17 protein-coding genes and 1 pseudogene are annotated in these 18379 nt (G+C 69.9%); 13 read left to right on the top strand and 5 right to left on the bottom strand.

Annotated features, from left to right (window positions below):
- Positions 1-3 precede the first annotated feature (3 nt).
- The 7 genes from AB0F43_RS05095 (at position 4) to proB (ending at position 8527) form a co-directional block, all read left to right on the top strand.
- Positions 4-504, top strand: coding sequence for an anthrone oxygenase family protein (locus tag AB0F43_RS05095; RefSeq protein ID WP_360470809.1), 501 nt, complete (start codon positions 4-6; stop codon positions 502-504).
- A gap of 47 nt (positions 505-551) precedes the next feature.
- Positions 552-1379 carry a TIGR03936 family radical SAM-associated protein gene (locus AB0F43_RS05090; protein ID WP_360470806.1) on the top strand — a complete coding sequence of 276 codons (828 nt, stop codon included), beginning with the start codon at positions 552-554 and terminating at the stop codon, positions 1377-1379.
- A gap of 143 nt (positions 1380-1522) precedes the next feature.
- Positions 1523-4789 (top strand): Rne/Rng family ribonuclease, encoded by a 3267-nt coding sequence (locus tag AB0F43_RS05085; protein ID WP_360470803.1) that lies wholly within the window; start codon positions 1523-1525, stop codon positions 4787-4789.
- A 162-nt stretch (positions 4790-4951) separates the two neighbouring features.
- Positions 4952-5269 carry a 50S ribosomal protein L21 gene (rplU, locus tag AB0F43_RS05080; RefSeq protein WP_360473020.1) on the top strand — a complete coding sequence of 106 codons (318 nt, stop codon included), beginning with the start codon at positions 4952-4954 and terminating at the stop codon, positions 5267-5269.
- A gap of 12 nt (positions 5270-5281) precedes the next feature.
- Entirely contained in the window at positions 5282-5542 is a 261-nt protein-coding gene (rpmA, locus tag AB0F43_RS05075) for a 50S ribosomal protein L27 (RefSeq protein WP_132207493.1), read from the top strand.
- A gap of 291 nt (positions 5543-5833) precedes the next feature.
- Complete coding sequence (gene obgE / locus AB0F43_RS05070) at positions 5834-7408, top strand: GTPase ObgE (protein ID WP_360473018.1); 1575 nt, start codon at positions 5834-5836, stop codon at positions 7406-7408.
- A 6-nt stretch (positions 7409-7414) separates the two neighbouring features.
- Positions 7415-8527 (top strand): glutamate 5-kinase, encoded by a 1113-nt coding sequence (gene proB, locus AB0F43_RS05065; RefSeq protein ID WP_360470799.1) that lies wholly within the window; start codon positions 7415-7417, stop codon positions 8525-8527.
- A gap of 72 nt (positions 8528-8599) precedes the next feature.
- Here the strand turns inward: proB and AB0F43_RS05060 are convergent, their stop codons facing one another.
- From AB0F43_RS05060 to AB0F43_RS05045, 4 genes are read right to left on the bottom strand one after another with little or no spacing between them, the layout of a single operon-like run.
- Positions 8600-8989, bottom strand: a complete 390-nt coding sequence (locus tag AB0F43_RS05060) for a universal stress protein (protein WP_360470796.1) — start codon at positions 8987-8989, stop codon at positions 8600-8602.
- 2 nt (positions 8990-8991) lie between these two features.
- A complete protein-coding gene (locus AB0F43_RS05055; protein WP_360470793.1) occupies positions 8992-10524 on the bottom strand; it encodes a tripartite tricarboxylate transporter permease in 1533 nt (510 codons plus the stop codon).
- The gene (locus AB0F43_RS05050) at positions 10524-11027 is read right to left on the bottom strand and encodes a tripartite tricarboxylate transporter TctB family protein (protein WP_360470790.1); all 504 of its coding nucleotides are present in this window, start codon (positions 11025-11027) and stop codon (positions 10524-10526) included. Before AB0F43_RS05050 ends, AB0F43_RS05055 begins: the two co-directional genes overlap by 1 nt.
- Positions 11027-12031, bottom strand: a complete 1005-nt coding sequence (locus AB0F43_RS05045) for a tripartite tricarboxylate transporter substrate binding protein (protein WP_360470788.1) — start codon at positions 12029-12031, stop codon at positions 11027-11029. The genes AB0F43_RS05050 and AB0F43_RS05045 overlap by 1 nt, the downstream gene beginning before the upstream one ends.
- A gap of 146 nt (positions 12032-12177) precedes the next feature.
- On the opposite strand from AB0F43_RS05045, the gene AB0F43_RS05040 reads away from it, so the two are divergent.
- Positions 12178-13806, top strand: coding sequence for an ATP-binding protein (locus AB0F43_RS05040; RefSeq protein WP_360470785.1), 1629 nt, complete (start codon positions 12178-12180; stop codon positions 13804-13806).
- Entirely contained in the window at positions 13803-14486 is a 684-nt protein-coding gene (locus tag AB0F43_RS05035; RefSeq protein WP_360470782.1) for a response regulator, read from the top strand. Before AB0F43_RS05040 ends, AB0F43_RS05035 begins: the two co-directional genes overlap by 4 nt.
- On the opposite strand, the gene AB0F43_RS05030 is transcribed toward AB0F43_RS05035, so the two are convergent.
- Positions 14476-15138 (bottom strand): GntR family transcriptional regulator, encoded by a 663-nt coding sequence (locus AB0F43_RS05030; RefSeq protein WP_360470780.1) that lies wholly within the window; start codon positions 15136-15138, stop codon positions 14476-14478. The genes AB0F43_RS05035 and AB0F43_RS05030 overlap by 11 nt on opposite strands.
- Positions 15139-15218: 80 nt before the next feature.
- Between AB0F43_RS05030 and AB0F43_RS05025 the strand changes: the two genes are divergently transcribed.
- The 4 genes and pseudogenes from AB0F43_RS05025 (at position 15219) to AB0F43_RS05010 (ending at position 18379) form a co-directional block, all read left to right on the top strand.
- A complete protein-coding gene (locus AB0F43_RS05025) occupies positions 15219-16286 on the top strand; it encodes an Ldh family oxidoreductase (protein WP_360470778.1) in 1068 nt (355 codons plus the stop codon).
- Complete coding sequence (locus tag AB0F43_RS05020) at positions 16283-16600, top strand: putative quinol monooxygenase (RefSeq protein WP_360470775.1); 318 nt, start codon at positions 16283-16285, stop codon at positions 16598-16600. Before AB0F43_RS05025 ends, AB0F43_RS05020 begins: the two co-directional genes overlap by 4 nt.
- Positions 16597-17010, top strand: a complete 414-nt coding sequence (locus AB0F43_RS05015; protein WP_360470772.1) for a cupin domain-containing protein — start codon at positions 16597-16599, stop codon at positions 17008-17010. The genes AB0F43_RS05020 and AB0F43_RS05015 overlap by 4 nt, the downstream gene beginning before the upstream one ends.
- A pseudogene (locus AB0F43_RS05010) lies at positions 17007-18379 on the top strand (aldehyde dehydrogenase family protein). The gene AB0F43_RS05015 and the pseudogene AB0F43_RS05010 overlap by 4 nt, the downstream one beginning before the upstream one ends.

Here is an 18379-nt window from a genome sequence, read left to right as displayed (position 1 = left end):
GAGGTGAACGGACTGCGGGTGGTGGTGTTGCTGGCTGCCACGATGACGACCGGGCTGATGGCGGGCGTGTACGCGACCTACTGGAACGCCTTCATGCCCGGTCTCGCGACGACGGACGACAAGACGTTCGTCGGCGCGTTCCAGGCGGTCGACCGTGCGATCGTCAATCCGTTGTTCCTCGGACTCGGATTTCTCGGCTCGCTGGTGCTCACGCTGGCCGCCGGTCTGCTCAGCCTGCGGGAGGACTCGCTGCTGTGGATCGCGGTCGCGTTCCTGCTCAACCTGATCACGGTCATCATCACCATCGCCGTGAACGTCCCGCGCAACGACGCGCTCAAGGCGGCCGGCGACCCGGACGCCATCGACGTCGCCCAGGCTCGCGCCGCCTTCGACGAGGCCCGCTGGCGCACCTTCAACGGGATCCGCGTCGTCCTCGACACCGCCGCCTTCGGGCTCCTCGCCTGGGCCCTCTACCTCACCGGCAAGTCCGCCGCCCAGCCGTAAGTACGGCGGCAACCGCTTGCCGGGATTCGGCCTGACACAATGCCGGTGTGGCACCTGTTCAAGCTCCGCCGTCGCAGCAACTTCCCGCGGTCCAGAAACTGCGGGTCCGGTTCGCCAAGCGGGGGCGGCTGCGATTCACCTCACACCGGGACTTCCAGCGGGCGTTCGAGCGCGCCGTCCGCCGGGCCGAGCTGCCGGTCGCGTTCTCGCACGGCTTCAGCCCCCACCCGAAGATCTCGTACGCCGGTGCCGCGCCGACCGGAGCCGCGTCGGAGGCGGAGTACTTGGAGATTTCGCTCACACAGGAGCGGGATGCCGAGCAGGTCCGGGCCGCCCTGGACGAGGCGCTGCCGGCCGGGCTGGACGTGCTGGAGGTGGTCGTCGCCGGGCCGGGGTCGCTGGCCGACCGGCTGGAGGCGAGCGAGTGGCTGATCGCGTTGCCAGGCGTCGAAGCGGCCGCCGCGTCCGCCGCGGTGGAGGCATTCCTGGCCCGGGACGAAATTCTGGTCGAGCGCATGACCAAACGGGGACTTCGCTCGTTCGACTGTCGGGACGCCGTTCTGCGACTCACCGTCGCACACGAACCGGGGTCGGTTGGGACGTGTGCGATACTGCAAGTGGTGTTACGGCACGGAACCCCGGCCGTGAGACCCGACGACGTTCTCGCCGGAGTGCTCGAAGTAGCGACGCTCCCGGTGACGGGCCCGGCTCTTCTGACCAGGCTCGCCCAGGGCCCGCTCATCGCGGCCTCCGGCACGGTGGACGACCCGCTCGCTCGTGACCGCGACGCCACCCAGGCGACCGCGACCGGCCAGGCGGATCCCCACCAGACGCATCCAGCGGAGGGCGACGCCGCCGCTCCCTCCGAGCCCTGAGCGCGGGCGGAGCGGATCCAGCAGGCTTCCGCCGCGCCGGCACCGACGCCGGGCGAGGCGAACCGTGACCGCCAGGTGGCTGCGCCGGACCCCGTGACAGGGGGTCGCAGGATGCGCCGCAGGGCTTGAGGAGACCGCGCCACATGCTCGACAACGAGCCGACTACCGAGGCAGCCGAAACGGCTGCAACCGACCAGCAGACCACCACTCGCAAGACCGCGAAGAAGGCCGCTGCCAAGAAGACGACCACCACCCGCAAGCGCACCGCCAAGAAGGCCGCCGCTGCCGGTGACACCGTCCCCACCGACGCCGTTCCGACCCAGTCCGACGACCAGACCGCGGACCCGGCGCCGGTGAAGAAGACCGCCAAGAAGGCCGCCGCGAAGAAGGCGGCCGCCAAGACCACTGCCGCGAAGAAGACGCCGGCCAAGCGCACCGCGAAGAAGGCCGCGGCCCAGGACACGTTCCCGGAGCTCACCGAGGCCGACGCCGCGGCTGAGACCGCCGAGACCCCAGCCGATGGCGGTCCGGTCGTCGAGAGCGCCCCGGCGCCCGCGAAGAAGACCACCCGCAAGCGCACGGCGAAGAAGGCGGCCGCCGACCCGCAGGCCGACCTCCTCAGCGCCGACACGCCGGTCACCGACGGGCCGGTCGCCGACGCCGAGTCGACGACCGCCGAGCAGGCCGAGACCACCTCCAGCTCCCGGCGCACCCGGACCCGCGGACGTGGCGCGAAGGCCGCACGCGGCGACGCGGAGGCGTCGGCCGCCCGTGCTGACGGAGTCATCCAGGCGGGTGACGGCGCCGCCCCGGTCACCGGTGACACCGCGCAGACCGGCAGCGAAACGACCGCGCCGGAGGCTGACGAGGCGCCGCAGCGTCGGACCAGGCGGCGGGCCCCGGTCGCCGCCCCGGTGCTGTTCCAGGCTCCGGTCGACGTGCCGGCTCAGGCTCCCGCGCAGGCCGCGGCGACCAGCCCGGTCGAGGCCACGCCCACGGTTGCCGAGGAGACTGCCGAGCCGGGGGCCGACGAGCAGCCGACCAGCACGCGCCGCCGCCGGAGCCGTCGTACCCGCGACACCGAAGAGGTCGCCGCCGAGCGCGCCGAGCCGGTCCTGGAGGCGGCCGCGGCCGCCGCCGAGGCCACCGAAGAGGACGAGACCGAGGCCGAAGCCGACCGCTCTGACGAGGGCGAGGAGGGCGATGGCACCCGCCGTCGCCGCCGTCGCCGCGGTGGCCGTCGCCGCCGCAAGTCCGGTGACGCCGACGGCGCCGAGGACAGCTCCGACGAGAGCGCGGACGACGACGAGCAGGAGCAGGACGCCGAGTCCGGCTCCGACGACGAGCAGGACGCCTCGGCCGAAACCGACGAGGACGGCGAGGGCTCGGGCAGTTCGACCCGGCGCCGCCGCCGTCGCCGTCGCCGCAAGGGCGAGGACAACGGCACGGCGCCCGACGACCCGGACGAGACCGTGGTCCGGGTCCGGGAGCCGCGTAGCAAGAACACCGCGAACGAGATCACCGCGGTCGAGGGCTCGACCCGGCTGGAGGCGAAGAAGCAGCGCCGCCGCGAGGGCCGCGCGGCCGGCCGCCGCCGGGCGCCGATCGTGACCGAGGCCGAGTTCCTGGCCCGGCGCGAGTCGGTCGAGCGGACCATGGTGATCCGCGCCAGCGGCGACCTGACCCAGATTGCCGTCTCCGAGGACAACGTCCTGGTCGAGCACTACGTCGCCCAGGAGGAGCAGGTCTCGCTGATCGGCAACGTGTATCTCGGCCGGGTGCAGAACGTGCTGCCCAGCATGGAGGCCGCGTTCATCGACATCGGCAAGGGCCGCAACGCGGTCCTGTACGCCGGTGAGGTCGACTGGGCCACCCTCGGCGGGGCCAACGGCCCGCGCAAGATCGAGCAGGTGCTGAAGTCCGGCCAGTCGGTGCTGGTCCAGGTGACCAAGGACCCGATCGGCCACAAGGGCGCCCGGCTGACCAACCAGATCAGCCTGCCCGGACGGTACGTCGTCTACGTCCCGCGCGGCGGCAACGGCGGGATCAGCCGCAAGCTGCCCGACACCGAGCGGAGCCGCCTGAAGGGCATCCTGAAGGACATCGTCCCGGACGAGGCCGGCGTGATCGTGCGGACCGCGGCCGAGGGCGCGTCGGAGGAGGAGCTGACCGCCGACGTCAGCCGGCTGCAGAAGTACTGGACCGACATCGACAAGAAGTCGAAGAACGGCCAGTCTCCGCAACTGCTGCACGGCGAGCCGGACCTGCTGATCCGGGTCGTGCGCGACCTGTTCACCGAGGACTTCACCAAGCTGGTGATCTCCGGTGGCGACGCCTACGAGCAGGTCCGGGAGTACGTCTCGGACGTCGCTCCGCACCTCGCGGACCGGGTGGAGAAGTGGACCGCCGACGGTGACGTCTTCGCCAACTTCCGGATCGACGAGCAGATCAAGAAGGCGATGGACCGCAAGGTCTGGCTGCCGTCCGGCGGGTCGCTGATCATCGACCGGACCGAGGCGATGACGGTCGTCGACGTGAACACCGGCAAGTTCACCGGCTCCGGCGGCAACCTCGAGGAGACCGTCACCAAGAACAACCTGGAGGCGGCCGAGGAGATCGTCCGGCAGCTCCGGCTCCGCGACATCGGCGGCATCATCGTGATCGACTTCATCGACATGGTGCTGGAGTCGAACCGCGACCTGGTGCTGCGCCGGCTGGTCGAGTGCCTGGGCCGGGACCGGACCAAGCACCAGGTGGCCGAGGTCACCTCGCTCGGCCTGGTCCAGATGACCCGGAAGCGGATCGGCACCGGCCTGCTCGAGGCGTTCAGCGAGAACTGCGACCACTGCGGCGGTCGCGGCCTGATCCTGCACGACGAGCCGAAGGAGTCCCGCCGGCGCGACAGCCGCGGCGGCCAGGACCAGAAGCCTGCCGCACAGGCCGAGGACGGTGGGCGGAAGAGCTCCCGCCGCCGTCGCGGCAAGGGCCGCGCCGACGAGGAGGCCGCCGAGCCGGAGACGTTGCAGCCCAGCGGCGACGCCGCCCAGCGCCTGGCCCAGATCGCTGCCGCTTCGGCCAAGAAAGCCGAAGAGGCCGGGACGACCGACGCGTCTGTGACCGCGGAGGTGGCCGGTACGCCCGAGCCGACGGGCTACCCGGTCGCCGCCGAGGCCGACGAGCAGGTCAGTCCGGAGGCCACCGGCTTCCCGGCCCCCGCGGACTCGGCCACGACGACCGTCGCCACCGACACCGACTCCGGGGAGCCCGCGGAGGCGGCGCGGAACGGTGCCGCCAAGAGCGGCAGCACCAGGCGGCGGCGCAGTAGCCGGAGCCGGAGCAAGGCAGCTACCGAGGGTGACGCGGGTGAGAGCCCGAAGGACGCCCCGGAGCTCGTCACGACCGGCAGTTGATGAGCGTGTCCCCACGCAGGCGACCCGGTTTGACCCGTCTGTGAGGGGACCCGTAAACTTGAGCTTCGGCGCGCGTTCCGCGTGCCATGTTTGTGTGGGCCGCTAGCAGGTCTGTGCAGGCCCCCGTAAGAACTTCCGAACCAGCAGAGAGTGAGATCCACGGTGTACGCGATCGTGCGCAGTGGCGGCACCCAGCAGAAGGTCGCCGTCGGCGATGTCATCGAGATCGACAGCCTGACGGACCAGGTCGGCGACACGGTTTCGCTGCCCGCAGTCCTCGTCGTCGATGGCGACACCGTGACGACCGACGCCGCCGCGCTGGCCGAGGTGGCTGTGTCGGCCGAGGTTCTGGGCCGCACCAAGGGCCCCAAGATCAACATCCTCAAGTACAAGAACAAGACCGGTTACCGCAAGCGCCAGGGGCACCGTCAGCACTACACCCAGGTCAAGGTCACCGCGATCGACGCGAAGAAGAAGTGAGCTGATCAAGACATGGCACACAAAAAGGGAGCGGCGTCGACCCGTAACGGTCGCGACTCCAACGCGCAGCGGCTCGGCGTGAAGCGGTACGGCGGCCAGCTGGTCAACGCCGGCGAGATCATCGTCCGGCAGCGTGGCACCCACTTCCACCCGGGCAACCTGGTCGGCCGTGGTGGCGACGACACCCTGTTCGCGCTGGCCGAGGGCCACGTGGAGTTCGGCACCCGGCGCGGTCGCCGCGTCGTCAACATCGTCCCGGTCCCGGCGGAGTAACACCGCCACCCGGACGTATTTCAAGCTCTGAGAAGGGCGGGTCGCGGAATACCGCGTACCCGCCCTTCCGCTATGTAAGACAAGACAAGAACCCCGCCCCTCGCTCCGCTCGGTGCGGGGGGGACGTGAACAACACAAGAACCCGCCCCTCGCTCCGCTCGGTGCGGGGGACGTGAACAACACAAGAATCTGCCCCTCGCTCCGCTCGGTGCGAGGGGACGTGAACAAAACATGAACCCGCCGCTCGCGCTGCTCGGTGCGAGGGACGTGAACAGGAAGCAGGCACCACCGATGGCGATCCCCAGCTTTGTCGACCGGGTCACGGTGCACGTCACCGCCGGCCGCGGCGGAAACGGCTGCGCCTCGGTGCACCGGGAGAAGTTCAAGCCGCTCGGCGGCCCGGACGGCGGCAACGGCGGTGACGGCGGCAGCGTGATCCTGCGCGTCGACCCCGATGTGACCACGCTCGTCGACTACCACCGGTCCAGCCACCGCGCCGCCACGAACGGTGCCCAGGGCAAGGGTGACCACCAGGCCGGCGGCAACGGCGCCGACGTCATCCTGCCCGTCCCCGACGGCACAGTCGTGAGTACGCCGGACGGCGAAGTGCTCGCGGACCTGGTCGGACCGGGCGCGGAGTTCGTCGCGGCCCAAGGCGGCAAGGGCGGGCTCGGGAACGCCGCGCTGGCCAGCAACGCGCGCAAGGCCCCCGGCTTCGCACTGCTCGGTGAGGACGGCGAGGAGCGCACCCTCGTCCTCGAGCTCAAGGTCGTCGCCGACATCGGCCTGGTCGGGTTCCCCAGCGCGGGCAAGTCCTCGCTGGTCGCGTCGATCAGCCGGGCCCGGCCGAAGATCGCCGACTACCCGTTCACCACCTTGATCCCGAACCTCGGCGTCGTCGTCGCGGGTGACACCACCTTCACGGTGGCCGACGTACCGGGGCTGATCGAGGGTGCGAGTGAGGGGCGCGGGCTGGGGCACGACTTCCTGCGGCACGTCGAGCGGTGTGCGGCGCTCGTGCACGTGATCGACTGTGCGACGTACGAGCCGGGGCGCGATCCGCTCAGCGACCTGGACACGATCGAGGCCGAGCTCCAGGCGCACGGCGGACTCGAGGACCGGCCGCGGCTGGTTGCCCTGAACAAGATCGACGTACCGGACGCCCGGGAGATCGCCGAGATGGTGCAGGCCGAGCTGGGGCAGCGCGGGCTGCGGGTGTTCCCGATCTCGACCGCCTCACACGAAGGTCTCGAGGCGTTGAAGTTCGCCATGGCCGACCTGGTCGCACAGCGGCGGGCGGAGGCGGAGAAGCCGGACACCACGCGGATCGTGATCCGGCCGCAGGTGCAGGGCGGACCCGAGTTCAAGGTGAAGAAGCTGCCGGACGACGGTGGCTGGCTGGTGCAGGGGGAGAAGCCCGAGCGCTGGGTCAAGCAGACCGACTTCGCCAACGCGGAGGCGACCGGCTACCTGGCCGACCGGCTGAACCGGCTCGGCGTCGAGAAGGAGCTGCTGGAGCGGGGCGCGGTCGAGGGCGACGCGGTCGTCATCGGCGACGGGCCGAACGCGATCGTGTTCGACTTCGCGCCCGAGGTCCAGGCCGGTGCGGAGATCCTGGCCCGGCGTGGTGAGGATCACCGGCTGGAGGAGCCGCGTCCGGCGGCGCAGCGGCGCAAGCAGAAGGACGCCGAGTACCACCTCCAGCGGGCCTCGACGGATCGTTCCGAGTACAAGCAGGGCTGGGTCGAGGACGAGGTGGACCTGTCCCCGGCCGAGGCGAAACGAGCTGCAGAGAAGGCCGAGAAGCTGGCGCGCAAGGAGGCGCGGGAGCTCGAGGCTCAGAAGGAACTCGACCAGAACGGTTGAACCTGAATGAAACCTCGCGGGGAGGTCGTCAAGGCCTCGCGGATCGTGGTGAAGGTCGGCTCGTCGTCGCTGACCCAGCGCGGCAAGATCGACCTGGAGCGGCTCCGGTTGCTCGTTGACGCCGTTGCGGCGCGCCGAGTCGAGGGCACCGAGGTCGTGCTGGTGTCCTCCGGTGCGATCGCGGCCGGCCTGGCTCCGATGGGCCTGCGCTCGCGACCGCGCGACCTGGCCACGCAGCAGGCGGCCGCGTCGGTCGGGCAGGGCCTGCTGATGGCCCGCTACAGCGACGCGTTCGCGGCACACGGTCTGCGCGTCGGCCAGGTGCTGCTCACCGTCGACGACGTGACCCGGCGAAGCCATTACCGCAACGCGTACCGGACGTTCGCCCGGTTGCTCGAGCTGGGCGTCGTACCGATCGTCAACGAGAACGACACGGTCGCCACCACCGAGATCCGCTTCGGCGACAACGACCGGCTGGCCGCGCTGACGAGTCATCTGGTGCACGCCGATCTGCTGCTTCTGCTGTCGGATGTCGACGGCTTGTACAACGGGGATCCGCGCAAGCCCGGTACGTCGATGGTCGCCGAGGTGCGTGGACCCAAGGATCTCGAACCGCTGCGGATCGGCCGGACCGGCTCGTCGGGGGTGGGCACGGGCGGTATGCAGACGAAGGTGGAAGCGGCCGCGATCGCCACCGAGGCAGGGATTCCGGTCGTCCTCACATCGGCTGCCCGCGTCGGCGAAGCTCTGAAGGGTCTGCCGGTCGGCACCCTCTTCCATCCCACCGGCCGACGCCGTAAGACCCGTCTGCTCTGGCTCGCCCACGCCACCTCAGGCCAAGGCCGGCTCTGCTTGGACGAAGGCGCGGTCCGGGCGGTGACAGAACGCCGTACGTCGCTCTTGCCGGCCGGGATCTCGGCCGTCGAAGGCACCTTCTCGGCCGGCGACCCGGTCGACCTGGTCTCGCCCGCGGGTGTCGTGATCGCGCGCGGTCTGGTGAACTACGACGCCGCCGAACTGCCTGACCTGCTAGGGCGTTCGACCCGCGACCTCGCACGCGAACTGGGATCGGCGTACGAACGCGAAGTCGTCCACCGCGACGACCTGGTCCTGCTGTGAAGAAGGTGGCGTTGGCAGCCGTCGTACCGCTGTCTCATGCGGTCGCCCGGCTGCCTCGCCTTCGTCGGAGAGCTACGGCTTGACCGCCAGGACCGGGCACTCGGCCTGGAGCAGGATGGTTTGAGCCTGGCTGCCCATCAGGAGTTTGCCGACCGGGGTGCGGCGGCGGAGGCCGATGACGATCAGTTCCGCGTTGATCTCGTGCGCCAGGTTGAGGATCTGGTCGGCGGCGTCCTTGCCGTCCACAAGTTGCTTGAGCTCGTGCTCGACCCCGGAGTCGGCCAGGCGATGCTCTACCGAGTCCCACTGGTCGTGACTGGCGAACCGCTTGTCGACCAGGGCCTCGCCGCGGCTGGAGTTCACCACCACCAGCCGCTGCTCACGGAGCTTTGCTTCCTCGATCGCGCCCTCCAGCGCCGCGACGCCTTCGGGGGTCGGTACGTAGCCGACGATGATCGCCACGATCAGTCTCCTGTCTTCTCGGAGTGCTGGAGTACGTCGGTCTGCTTCGGCGTACGGCGGTTGCGGATCCAGCCGACGAGTGGCGGAACCACCAGCAGCAGCAGGATCACGAGGTACACAGCCTTGGAGAACCAGGTGTTGTAGAGGCCGCTGACCTCGCCGTCGCTGATCTGCAGGGCGCGCCGCATCTGCTCTTCGGCGGTCGGGCCGAGGATGATGCCGATGATCGCCGGCACCACTGGCAGACCGTAGCGGCGCATCGCGAAGCCGAGCCCGCCGAAGACGAGCAGCAGCCACAGGTCGAAGGTGGACAGGTTCGCGGCGTACGCGCCGATGCTGGCGAAGAACAGGATGCCGGCGTACAGGTACGGCCGGGGGATCCGCAGCAGCTTGGCCCACATCGGAGCCAGCGGCAGGTTCAGCGCGAGCAGGATGGCGTTGCCGATGAACAGGCTGGCGATGAGTCCCCAGACCAGCTCCGGTTGTGTCTGCAGCAACCGCGGGCCGGGCTGGATGCCGTACCCCTGGAAGGCGCCGAGCATCACCGCGGCGGTCGCGGTGGTCGGGATCCCCAACGTGAGCAGGGGAACCAGACCGCCCGCGGCCGACGCGTTGTTCGTCGCCTCGGGACCGGCGACGCCCTCGATCGCACCCTTGCCGAACTCCTCGGGGTGCTTGCTCAGCCTCTTCTCGGTGACGTACGAGAGGAACGTCGGGATCTCGGCCCCGCCGGCCGGGACCGCACCGAACGGGAAGCCGATCGCGGTGCCGCGCAACCAGGGCTTCCAGGACCGGCGCCAGTCGTCCCGGTCCATCCGGGCTGCGCCGACCGGGATGATCTCGGCCGGGGTACGGCGCAGGTGGGCGGCGATCCACAACGCCTCGCCGACCGCGAACAGGCCGACCGCGACCACGACAACATCGATGCCGTCGGCAAGTTCCGGGATGCCCAGCGTGAGCCGTTGCTGTCCCGAGGTCGGGTCGATCCCGACCAGTCCGACCAGCAGCCCGATCGCGAGGGCAGCCAGGCCGCGGACCTTCGACGAGCCGAGCACCGTGGTGACAGCGATGAACGCCAGCACCATCACCGCGAGGTAGTCCGGCGCGCCCATCTTGATGGCCAGCTTGACCACCGCGGGGGCGAGCAGGGCCAGGGCGAGCGTGCCGATCGTGCCGGCCACGAACGATCCGATCGCCGCCGTCGCCAGCGCCGCGGCGGCCCGGCCTCTTCGGGCCATCTTGTTGCCTTCGATCGCCGTGATCACCGAGGCGCTCTCACCGGGGGTGTTCAGCAGGATCGACGTGGTCGAGCCGCCGTACATGCCGCCGTAGTAGATACCGGCGAACATGATGAAGGCCTGGGTCGGCTCCAGCGAGTACGTCAACGGCAGCAGCAGGGCGATGGTCATCGCCGGGCCGATGCCGGGCAGTACGCCGATCGCCGTACCGAGCAGCACGCCGAGGAAGGCGTACATCAGGTTGGTCGGATGGGCCGCGGTGGCGAATCCGTTCAGCAGTTCGGAGAACGCGTCCATCAGAGGATTCCCTTGAGAATGCCGACCGGCAGGGCGATGCCCAGCGCGAGGTTGAACAGGTACCAGGTGCCGACCGACAACGCGATCGAGATGATCGCGTTGCGGATCAGGTGCCGGCTGCCCAGGGCGAAAGAGGTGCCGAAGAACAGGATCGCGCCCGACACCGGCCAGCCGAGCCGGTCGATCAGCAGGATGTTGGCCAGGAACGTCGCGGCCAGCAGGCCGAGCGTCTTCCAGTCACTGCCGTGACCGAGGTCGACGTCCTCGCCGGCCTCCTGCTCGCCACGTCCGCCCCGCAGGACGTCGATCGCCAGCAGTACGGCGGTCAGGACCAGCAGCCCGCCGACGGCCAGCGGGATCGTCTTCGCGTCGACCGGCCCCCGCCTCTGAAGCTCCGGGATCCGCAACGCGTCGACCACGGCCCAGCCGCCGAGGACCAGGAGCAGGAGGGCCACTCCGAGCTCGGAGCGACCCTGCTTCGCGCCGGTGGACGGGGTGCTCATCAGGCCACGAGACCCAGTTCCCGCAGAACGCCTGCGACCCGGTCGTTCTCCGTGTTCAGGAACGACTTGAACTCGTCACCGGTCTGGAACGCGTCGGTCCAGCCCTGGTCGGCCAGCGTCTTCTTCCACTGCTCGGAGTCGTGCATCTTGGTGAGCAGGTCGATGTACTGCTGCTTCTTCGCGTCGGGCAGTTCGGGCGGGGCGACGATGCCACGCCAGTTGGTGAAGACCAGGTCGACGTTGAGGCTCTTCAGCGTCGGCGCGTCGATCCCTTCCACCGGCTTGTCACTGGTCACCGCGAGGATCTTCACGTCACCGGTCTTGGCCTGCTCGGCGACCTCGCCGACGCCGGTCGCCGCGAACGCGACCTTCTTGCCCAGGACCGCGGTCAGCAGCTCGCCGCCGCCGTCGTACGCCACGTAGTTGACGCTCTTCGGCTCGACGCCGACCGCCTTCGCCAGCAGCATCGGGGTCAGGTGGTCCGGCCCGCCCGGGTTCGAGGCGCCGCCGACAGGCACCTTGCCCGGATCGGCCTTCCAGGCCGCGATCAACTGGTCCAGGCTGGTGTACGGCGAGCCCTTCGGTACGACGATCGCCTCGGCCTCCTCGATCAGCTTGGCGATCGGGACGGTGTCCTGCAGGGTGGCCTTCGACTTGTTGGTGTAGACAGCCCCGACGACGCCGAGCCCCATCTGCATCAGGATGTCTTCCTTGCCCTTCTCGTTCACCAGTCGCTGCAGGCCAACGGTGCCGCCGGCTCCCGCGGTGTTGAACACCTCGACGGTGTCGGTCAGCTTGGCGTCCTGCATCGCCTTCGCGGCGGCGCGGGCGGTGGTGTCGTAACCGCTGCCGGGGGAGTTCGGCACCAGGATGCGCAGGCCCTTCACCGGGCCGCTGTCGGTGCCGCCGCCGGCGTTGTCGTCGGCGCTGACGCCACAGCCGGTGGCCGCGGCGGTGAGGGCCAGGACGGCGGTGATGCTGGTGAACCACGTCCGTGCTTTCACGGCGGTCTCCTTGCTTGCGGTGGTGGTCGCCGCCAGCGTGCCGTGCGCCCGGTGCGGGTGTCACCGTTGCGAACGCAATGTCCGTTGTGTTCATTGTGCTCACGCCAAAGATGGCGCGATCCGGCCCGCCCGAGCACAATCGAGCCGTGAAACCGAGGTGGCCAGCGTTCCTGGGCCGGCGTCGCTGGACGCTGGCCGGCCGGATGCTGGCCATGCAGCTGCTGATCGTGCTGGTTGTCCTGGTCGGTGTCGCCGCGGTCTCACTGGCCCAGTCCAATGCGCGCTTCCACGAGACCGAGGGCAAGCGGGCCCGCGACGTCGCCGAGCGACTGGCCGCGACGTCCGGCGTCCAGATAGCAGCCGCGGACGCGATGAAAGGAAAGCGCGGCGAGCACCTCGGCCAGGCCCAGTCCCTGATCGAGTCCGGACGCACCTGGTCGGGGTCGACGTACGTCGTGATCGCCATCCGGGACCGGCGCATCATCGCCTCGACGGACCCCTTGCCGGCGAAATCCGTGGTCCGGGTCCAGGCGACCGACGCGTTCCTCGGCCGGGGCTGGATGGGCCAGGACGAGAAGACCGGCGCCGCGCTCGCGATGGCGCCGATCATCAACCTGGACACCCGGGAGACCGACGGGGTGGTGGCCGTGGGCCGGCAGTACCCGTCGCTGCTGGCCAACCTGCGGGCGGCGTTACCCAACCTGCTGACCTATCTCGGCATCGCCAGCCTACTCGGCGTACTCGGCTCGTTGCTGTTGGCAAGAACCGTGAAACGCCAGACGCTTGGCCTGGAGCCGCGCGAGATCACCGGGCTGGTGGAGCAGCGGGAGGCCCTGCTGCACGGGATCAAGGAAGGCGTGCTCGCGGTCGACATGCACCGGCGGATCACCATGGTCAACGACCAGGCGGCCCACCTTCTGGGCATCCCGCTGGCTTCGGCCGGGCGGGCGCTGGGGGAGGTGGACGACACCGGACGGCTGGTGGAGATCTTCGACAGGCCCGATCCGACCACCGACCAGATCCTGCCGCTGCACGGCCGCGTGCTCACCCTGAGCCGGATGCCGGTTCGCAGCCATGGACGGCAGATCGGGTGGGTCGCGACCTTCCGCGACCGGACTGAACTGCTCGAGTTGCAGCGTGAGCTCGACCTGACCCGCAACACCACGGACACGTTGCGTGCCCAGGCACACGAGTTCAGCAACCGGATGCACATCGTCAGCGGGCTGGTCGAGCTCGGTGAGTACGACGAAGTACTGCGCTACATCCAGCAGGTGGCCGCCGACCAGACCGAGCTGACCGCGGGCGTCACCGCCCGGGTGGCGGATCCGGCCGTCGCCGCGCTCCTGATCGCCAAGTCTTCACAGGCGGCCGAGCGTGGGGTGGTCTTCGTGATCGAGCCGGGCAGCCTGCTCCCGCGCCTGGACGAGCGCCTGGCGACCGACGTCTCGACCGTGCTCGGCAACCTGGTCGACAATGCGCTCGACGCCGCCGCGGGAGCCCCCGATCCCTTCGTGTCCGTCGAGGTCCTCGAGCGCGAGGGCGCCGTCCGGATTCAGGTCCGGGACTCCGGGCCGGGCGTCGACAGCGCGATGCAGCATCGGGTCTTCGCGCGCGGTTTCAGCACGAAGCACAGCGAGTCCGGCGAGCACGGGATCGGACTCGCGCTGGTGCGCGTGATCTGCCGCAAGCGTGGGGGCGATGTCACCGTGCACAACGACGCGGGGGCCGTGTTCGTGGCGACCCTGCCGATGCTCGCTCCGGTGCTGCGGACATGATCCAGGTGCTCGTCGTCGACGACGACTTCATGGTGGCGCGGCTGCACTCGAGTGTTGTGTCCCGGCAGCCCGGGTTCGAGGTGGTCGGTGCTGCGCGCAACGGTTCCGAGGCGCTCGCCGCCGTCCGCTCGCTGCGGCCGGACCTGGTCCTGCTCGACATCCATCTGCCCGACATGAGTGGCCTGGAGGTACTGCGGCGGTTCCGCGAGTCGTCGGCCGACTACCCGGTCGACGTGATCGTCATCAGCGCGGCGCGGGATCTCGACAGTGTGCGTACGGCGTTGCGCGGAGGCGTGTTCCAGTACCTGGTCAAACCGTTCGAGATCGAGTCGCTTCGCAGCAAGCTGACGGAGTACGCCGAGCACCGGGCCGAGCTGCAACGCCTGACCGATATCGACCAGGCGGAGGTCGACCGAGTGTTCCGCGCGCAGGGGAGCCGCGGGCCCGCTACCGCGCCCAAGGGGATCAGCCCGGAGACGACAGATCTCGTGGTCCAGGCGCTCGGGGATGCGCCGGAGGACGGGATGTCCGCGAGCGACTGTGCAGCCGTGACCGGGCTGTCCCGCAGCAGCACGCGGCGCTATCTCGAACACCTGGTCACGATCGGTCGCGCGGAGATGCGGCCGCGGTACGGCGTCGCCGGCCGGCCGGAGCGTCGTTACCGCCTGCTCAAGCGGTAGGCAGCCGCTCACCGATCGCGGCGAGGGCGGTGTCGCGAGCGGTGAGGACGTGGGCCTCGGCGAGCTGGCGGGCGCGGGCGGCGTCGCGAGTGATCAACGCGTCGAGGATGCCGCGATGCTCTTCGAGCGCGGCCGACCGGCGCAGCTGTGACTGGTTCGTGAACGCGCGGTATCGCGCCATCTGACCATCGACCTGCTGATGCAGCCTGGCCGCCCAGCCGTGTGCGGCGATCTCGGCGATCTCCAGGTGGAAGTCGTGCCCGGCGTTCATCGCGTCCTCGGCGAACTCGACCAGCCGCTCGTTCCGCGCCACCAGCCGGGTGAGCGACTCCGCCGCCGCATCGGTCATCCGCTCTGCCGCCTCAGCGGCCATCAACCCCTCCAGCGCCGCCCGGACGGTGTAGAGCTCGTCGATCTCCTCGGCCGACAGCGACCGCACCACCATCCCGCCGGTGGGCAACTGGTCGACCAGGTCCTCCGCGAGCAGGAGGCGGAGTGCCTCACGCAGCGGCGTACGGCTCACCTGGAACTGCTGGGCGAGCTCGGGCTCGAACAAGCGCCGGCCCGGCGGCAGCTCGAGCGACAGGATCTGCCGCTTCAGCTCGGCGTACACGACCTGGCCGCCGGAGGCGCGCCGCAGTTTGTCCGTCATCCGGTCTCTCCTTTTGCGTACTTGTATACAAGTATGCTTCCGTAGCTGCAGTCATCGTAACCGCCAGATCGGAGCAGCGGATGGCATCTGCCCAGCGGACCCGCCCGGAGGCGCTGCTTTCGTTCACCGAGGCTGTCCTGCGCGCCGAAGGCGTCCCCGAGCCGGACGCACATCTCCTGGCCGACACCCTGGTGACCGCCGAACTGTGGGGCCACGCCTCCCACGGCATGCTCCGGCTGCCCTGGTACGTCGCCCGCCTCCGCAGCGGCGCGATGACGCGTGTCACGAGAGTCGAGCGCATCCGCGACACCGGCGCGCTCGTCGTGCTCGACGGCGGTAACGGCATCGGCCAGGTGATCACCGACCAGGCGATCTCGCTGGGCGTCGAGCGGGCTCGCGAGTACGGCGTCAGTGCGATCGGCGTACGGAACTCGGGTCACTTCGGCACCGCGGCGTACTTCACCCGCAAGGCGGCCGGCCAGGGCTGTGTCGCCTTCCTCTGTACGAACGCCAGCCCGGCGATGGCGCCATGGGGCGGCCGGCAGAAGAGCATCGGGACGAATCCGTGGTCGATCGCGGCGCCGGCCGGACGGCACGGGACCGTGGTGATGGACCTGGCCAACACGGCCGTTGCCCGAGGCAAGGTCTATCTCGCGGCGGAGCGGGGAACAGAGATTCCCGCGGGCTGGGCCGCCGATGCCGACGGCAACCCGACCACCGATCCGCGCAAAGCGATCGAGGGTCTGATCCTGCCGATGGCCGGCCCCAAGGGCTACGTGATCTCGTTCATGTTCGACGTACTCGCGGGAGTGCTGACCGGAAGCGCCTTCGGCACCGATGTGGCCGGGCCCTACCAGCCCGACGCCGTCAGTGGGGCCGGGCACTTGCTGCTCACGATCGACGTGGCTGCGATCACCGATCCCGCGTCGTACGCCGAACGCGTCGAGGCGTTGGTCGACGCCACCCGATCGGCCGAGACCGCCCCCTGGGCGGATCGGATCCTCGTTCCGGGCGAGCTGGAGGACCGGACCCTCGCCGAGCACAGCGCCACCGGCGTCACCCTGACCGCCACCACCTGGACCAGCCTGGTCACGCTCGCTGCCGAGACCGAGGTCGACCTGCCACCAACGGAGGAACCCGCCGCATGATCAGCCTCACCGTTTCCCTCCAGGTGGTTCCCGGCCACCTCGACGCCTTCATCGAGGCGATCCGGACCCAGGCCGAGCGGTCGTTCACCGACGAGCCGGGCTGCCTGTACTTCGACGTCAGCCAGGACCAGGCCGACGACCACCACTTCACGCTGTACGAGGTGTACGCCGACGAGTCCGCCATCGAGACGCATCGGGCCGCTCCGCACTTCAAGGTCTGGCGCGAAGCCGTCGCCGAGCACGTCGTACCTGGCAGCCAGGTCAACACGCTCGCCCACCGCCTCTTCCACCACTCAGCTGAGGAGTCCCGATGAGCTTGTTGATCCGACCCGGCGAGATCGAGCCGTTCGACCGGGGCAACGGTGTCGTCACCCTGCCGTACGTAGGCCGCTGGAACTCCGAGACCAACCGCATCACCACCGGGCAGACCGCTTTCGCTCCCGGCACCGGGCTTCCGCTGCACAGCCACAACGTGGAGGAGTCCGTCCTCGTCCTCGAAGGCGACGCCGTCGCCGAGATCGACGGCGAGCAGTTCGACCTGGTCGCGGGCGACGCGACCTGGGTCCCGGCCGGCGTACCGCACCGGTTCCTCAACCGCGGCACCACTCCGATGCGGATCTACTGGGTGTACGGCGGACGCGACGTCACCCGCACGATGACCGAAACGGGCGAGACCTTCGAGCACCTCTCGGAGAACGACCGCGGTGGGTTGAGCGCCAGATGATCACCACCGTCAATCCCGCCACCGGAAGCACGCTCGCGACGTACCGGGCGATGACTCCTGCCGAGCTCGAGCAGGTCGTCGTCCAGGCCGCGCAGGCGGCCGCCGACTGGGGTTCTGTGTCTGTCAGCGAGCGGCTGGCGGCGTTGACCCGGCTGGCTGCTGAGCTGCGGGCTTCTGCCGACGAGTTGGCCGCATTGATCACGGCCGAGATGGGCAAGCCGATCCGCGAGGCCGAGGGGGAGATCGAGAAGTCCGCTGTCACCGCTGAGCACTACGCGGCGAACGGCGGCGCGATCCTCGCTGACGAGCCGGTGGCGATCGACGGGGTGCGGGCGTGGGTGTCGTACGAGCCGATCGGGTGGTGCTCGCGGTGATGCCGTTGAACTTCCCGGTCTGGCAGGTGCTGCGGTTCGCCGTACCGACGCTTGCCGCTGGCAACGGAGTGTTGCTGAAGCACTCGCCCAACGTGACCGGGTCCGCGTTGGCGATCGAGCAGGTGTTCCGGGCGGCGGGGTTCCCGGAGCATTTGGTGCGCACGCTGGTGGTGGATGAACCGGACGTGCCGGCGACTATCGAGCAGTTGATCGCGGACGACCGGATCGCGGCGGTCACGTTGACCGGCAGCAATCGGGCGGGCGCTGCGGTCGGAGCGGCGGCCGGGCGGGCGTCGAAGCGGTCCGTGCTCGAGCTGGGGGGCTCGGACGCGTTCGTCGTACTCGCCGATGCGGATGTGGCGGCTGCTGCCGCGGCGGCGGTGCGGGCTCGGTTCACGAACTCCGGGCAGAGCTGCGTCTGCGCGAAGCGGTTCATCGTCGAGGCGGCGGTGGCCGACGAGTTCCTCGACCGGTTCGTCGTCGGTGTCAAAGAACTGACGGTGGGCGACCCGGCCGATCGTGAGGTCGCGGTCGGTCCGCTGGCTCGCGATGATCTGCGGGCCGCGCTTCAGCGGCAGGTGGATGAGTCGGTCGCGGCTGGAGCTGTGCTGGTCACGGGTGGCGGGAGTATCGACGGGCCTGGGTACTTCTTCGAGCCGACGGTGCTGGCCGGGACGGTGCCGGGGATGCCGGTGTTCGACGAGGAGACGTTCGGTCCGGTCGCCGCGGTGGCGGTGGCTCAGGATCCTGCGCAGGCGGCTGAGCTCGCCGGTGCGACGCAGTACGGGCTGGGGCTGAGTATCTGGACCGGGGAGCCCGCTCGGGGCGTGGAGCTGGCGCGCCGGATCACCTCGGGCGCCGCCTTCGTCAACGCGGTCGTGGCCTCGGATCCGCGGGTGCCCTTCGGTGGGACGAAACGGAGTGGTTACGGCCGTGAACTGGCTGCTCAGGGGCTGCGTGAGTTCACCAACACGCGCACCTACTGGGTGGCTTGA

This window comes from Kribbella sp. NPDC023972, assembly GCF_040639075.1.
In the GTDB taxonomy this organism is placed as follows: Bacteria; Actinomycetota; Actinomycetes; order Propionibacteriales; family Kribbellaceae; genus Kribbella.
This window is presented reverse-complemented; position numbering and strand designations above follow the sequence as displayed.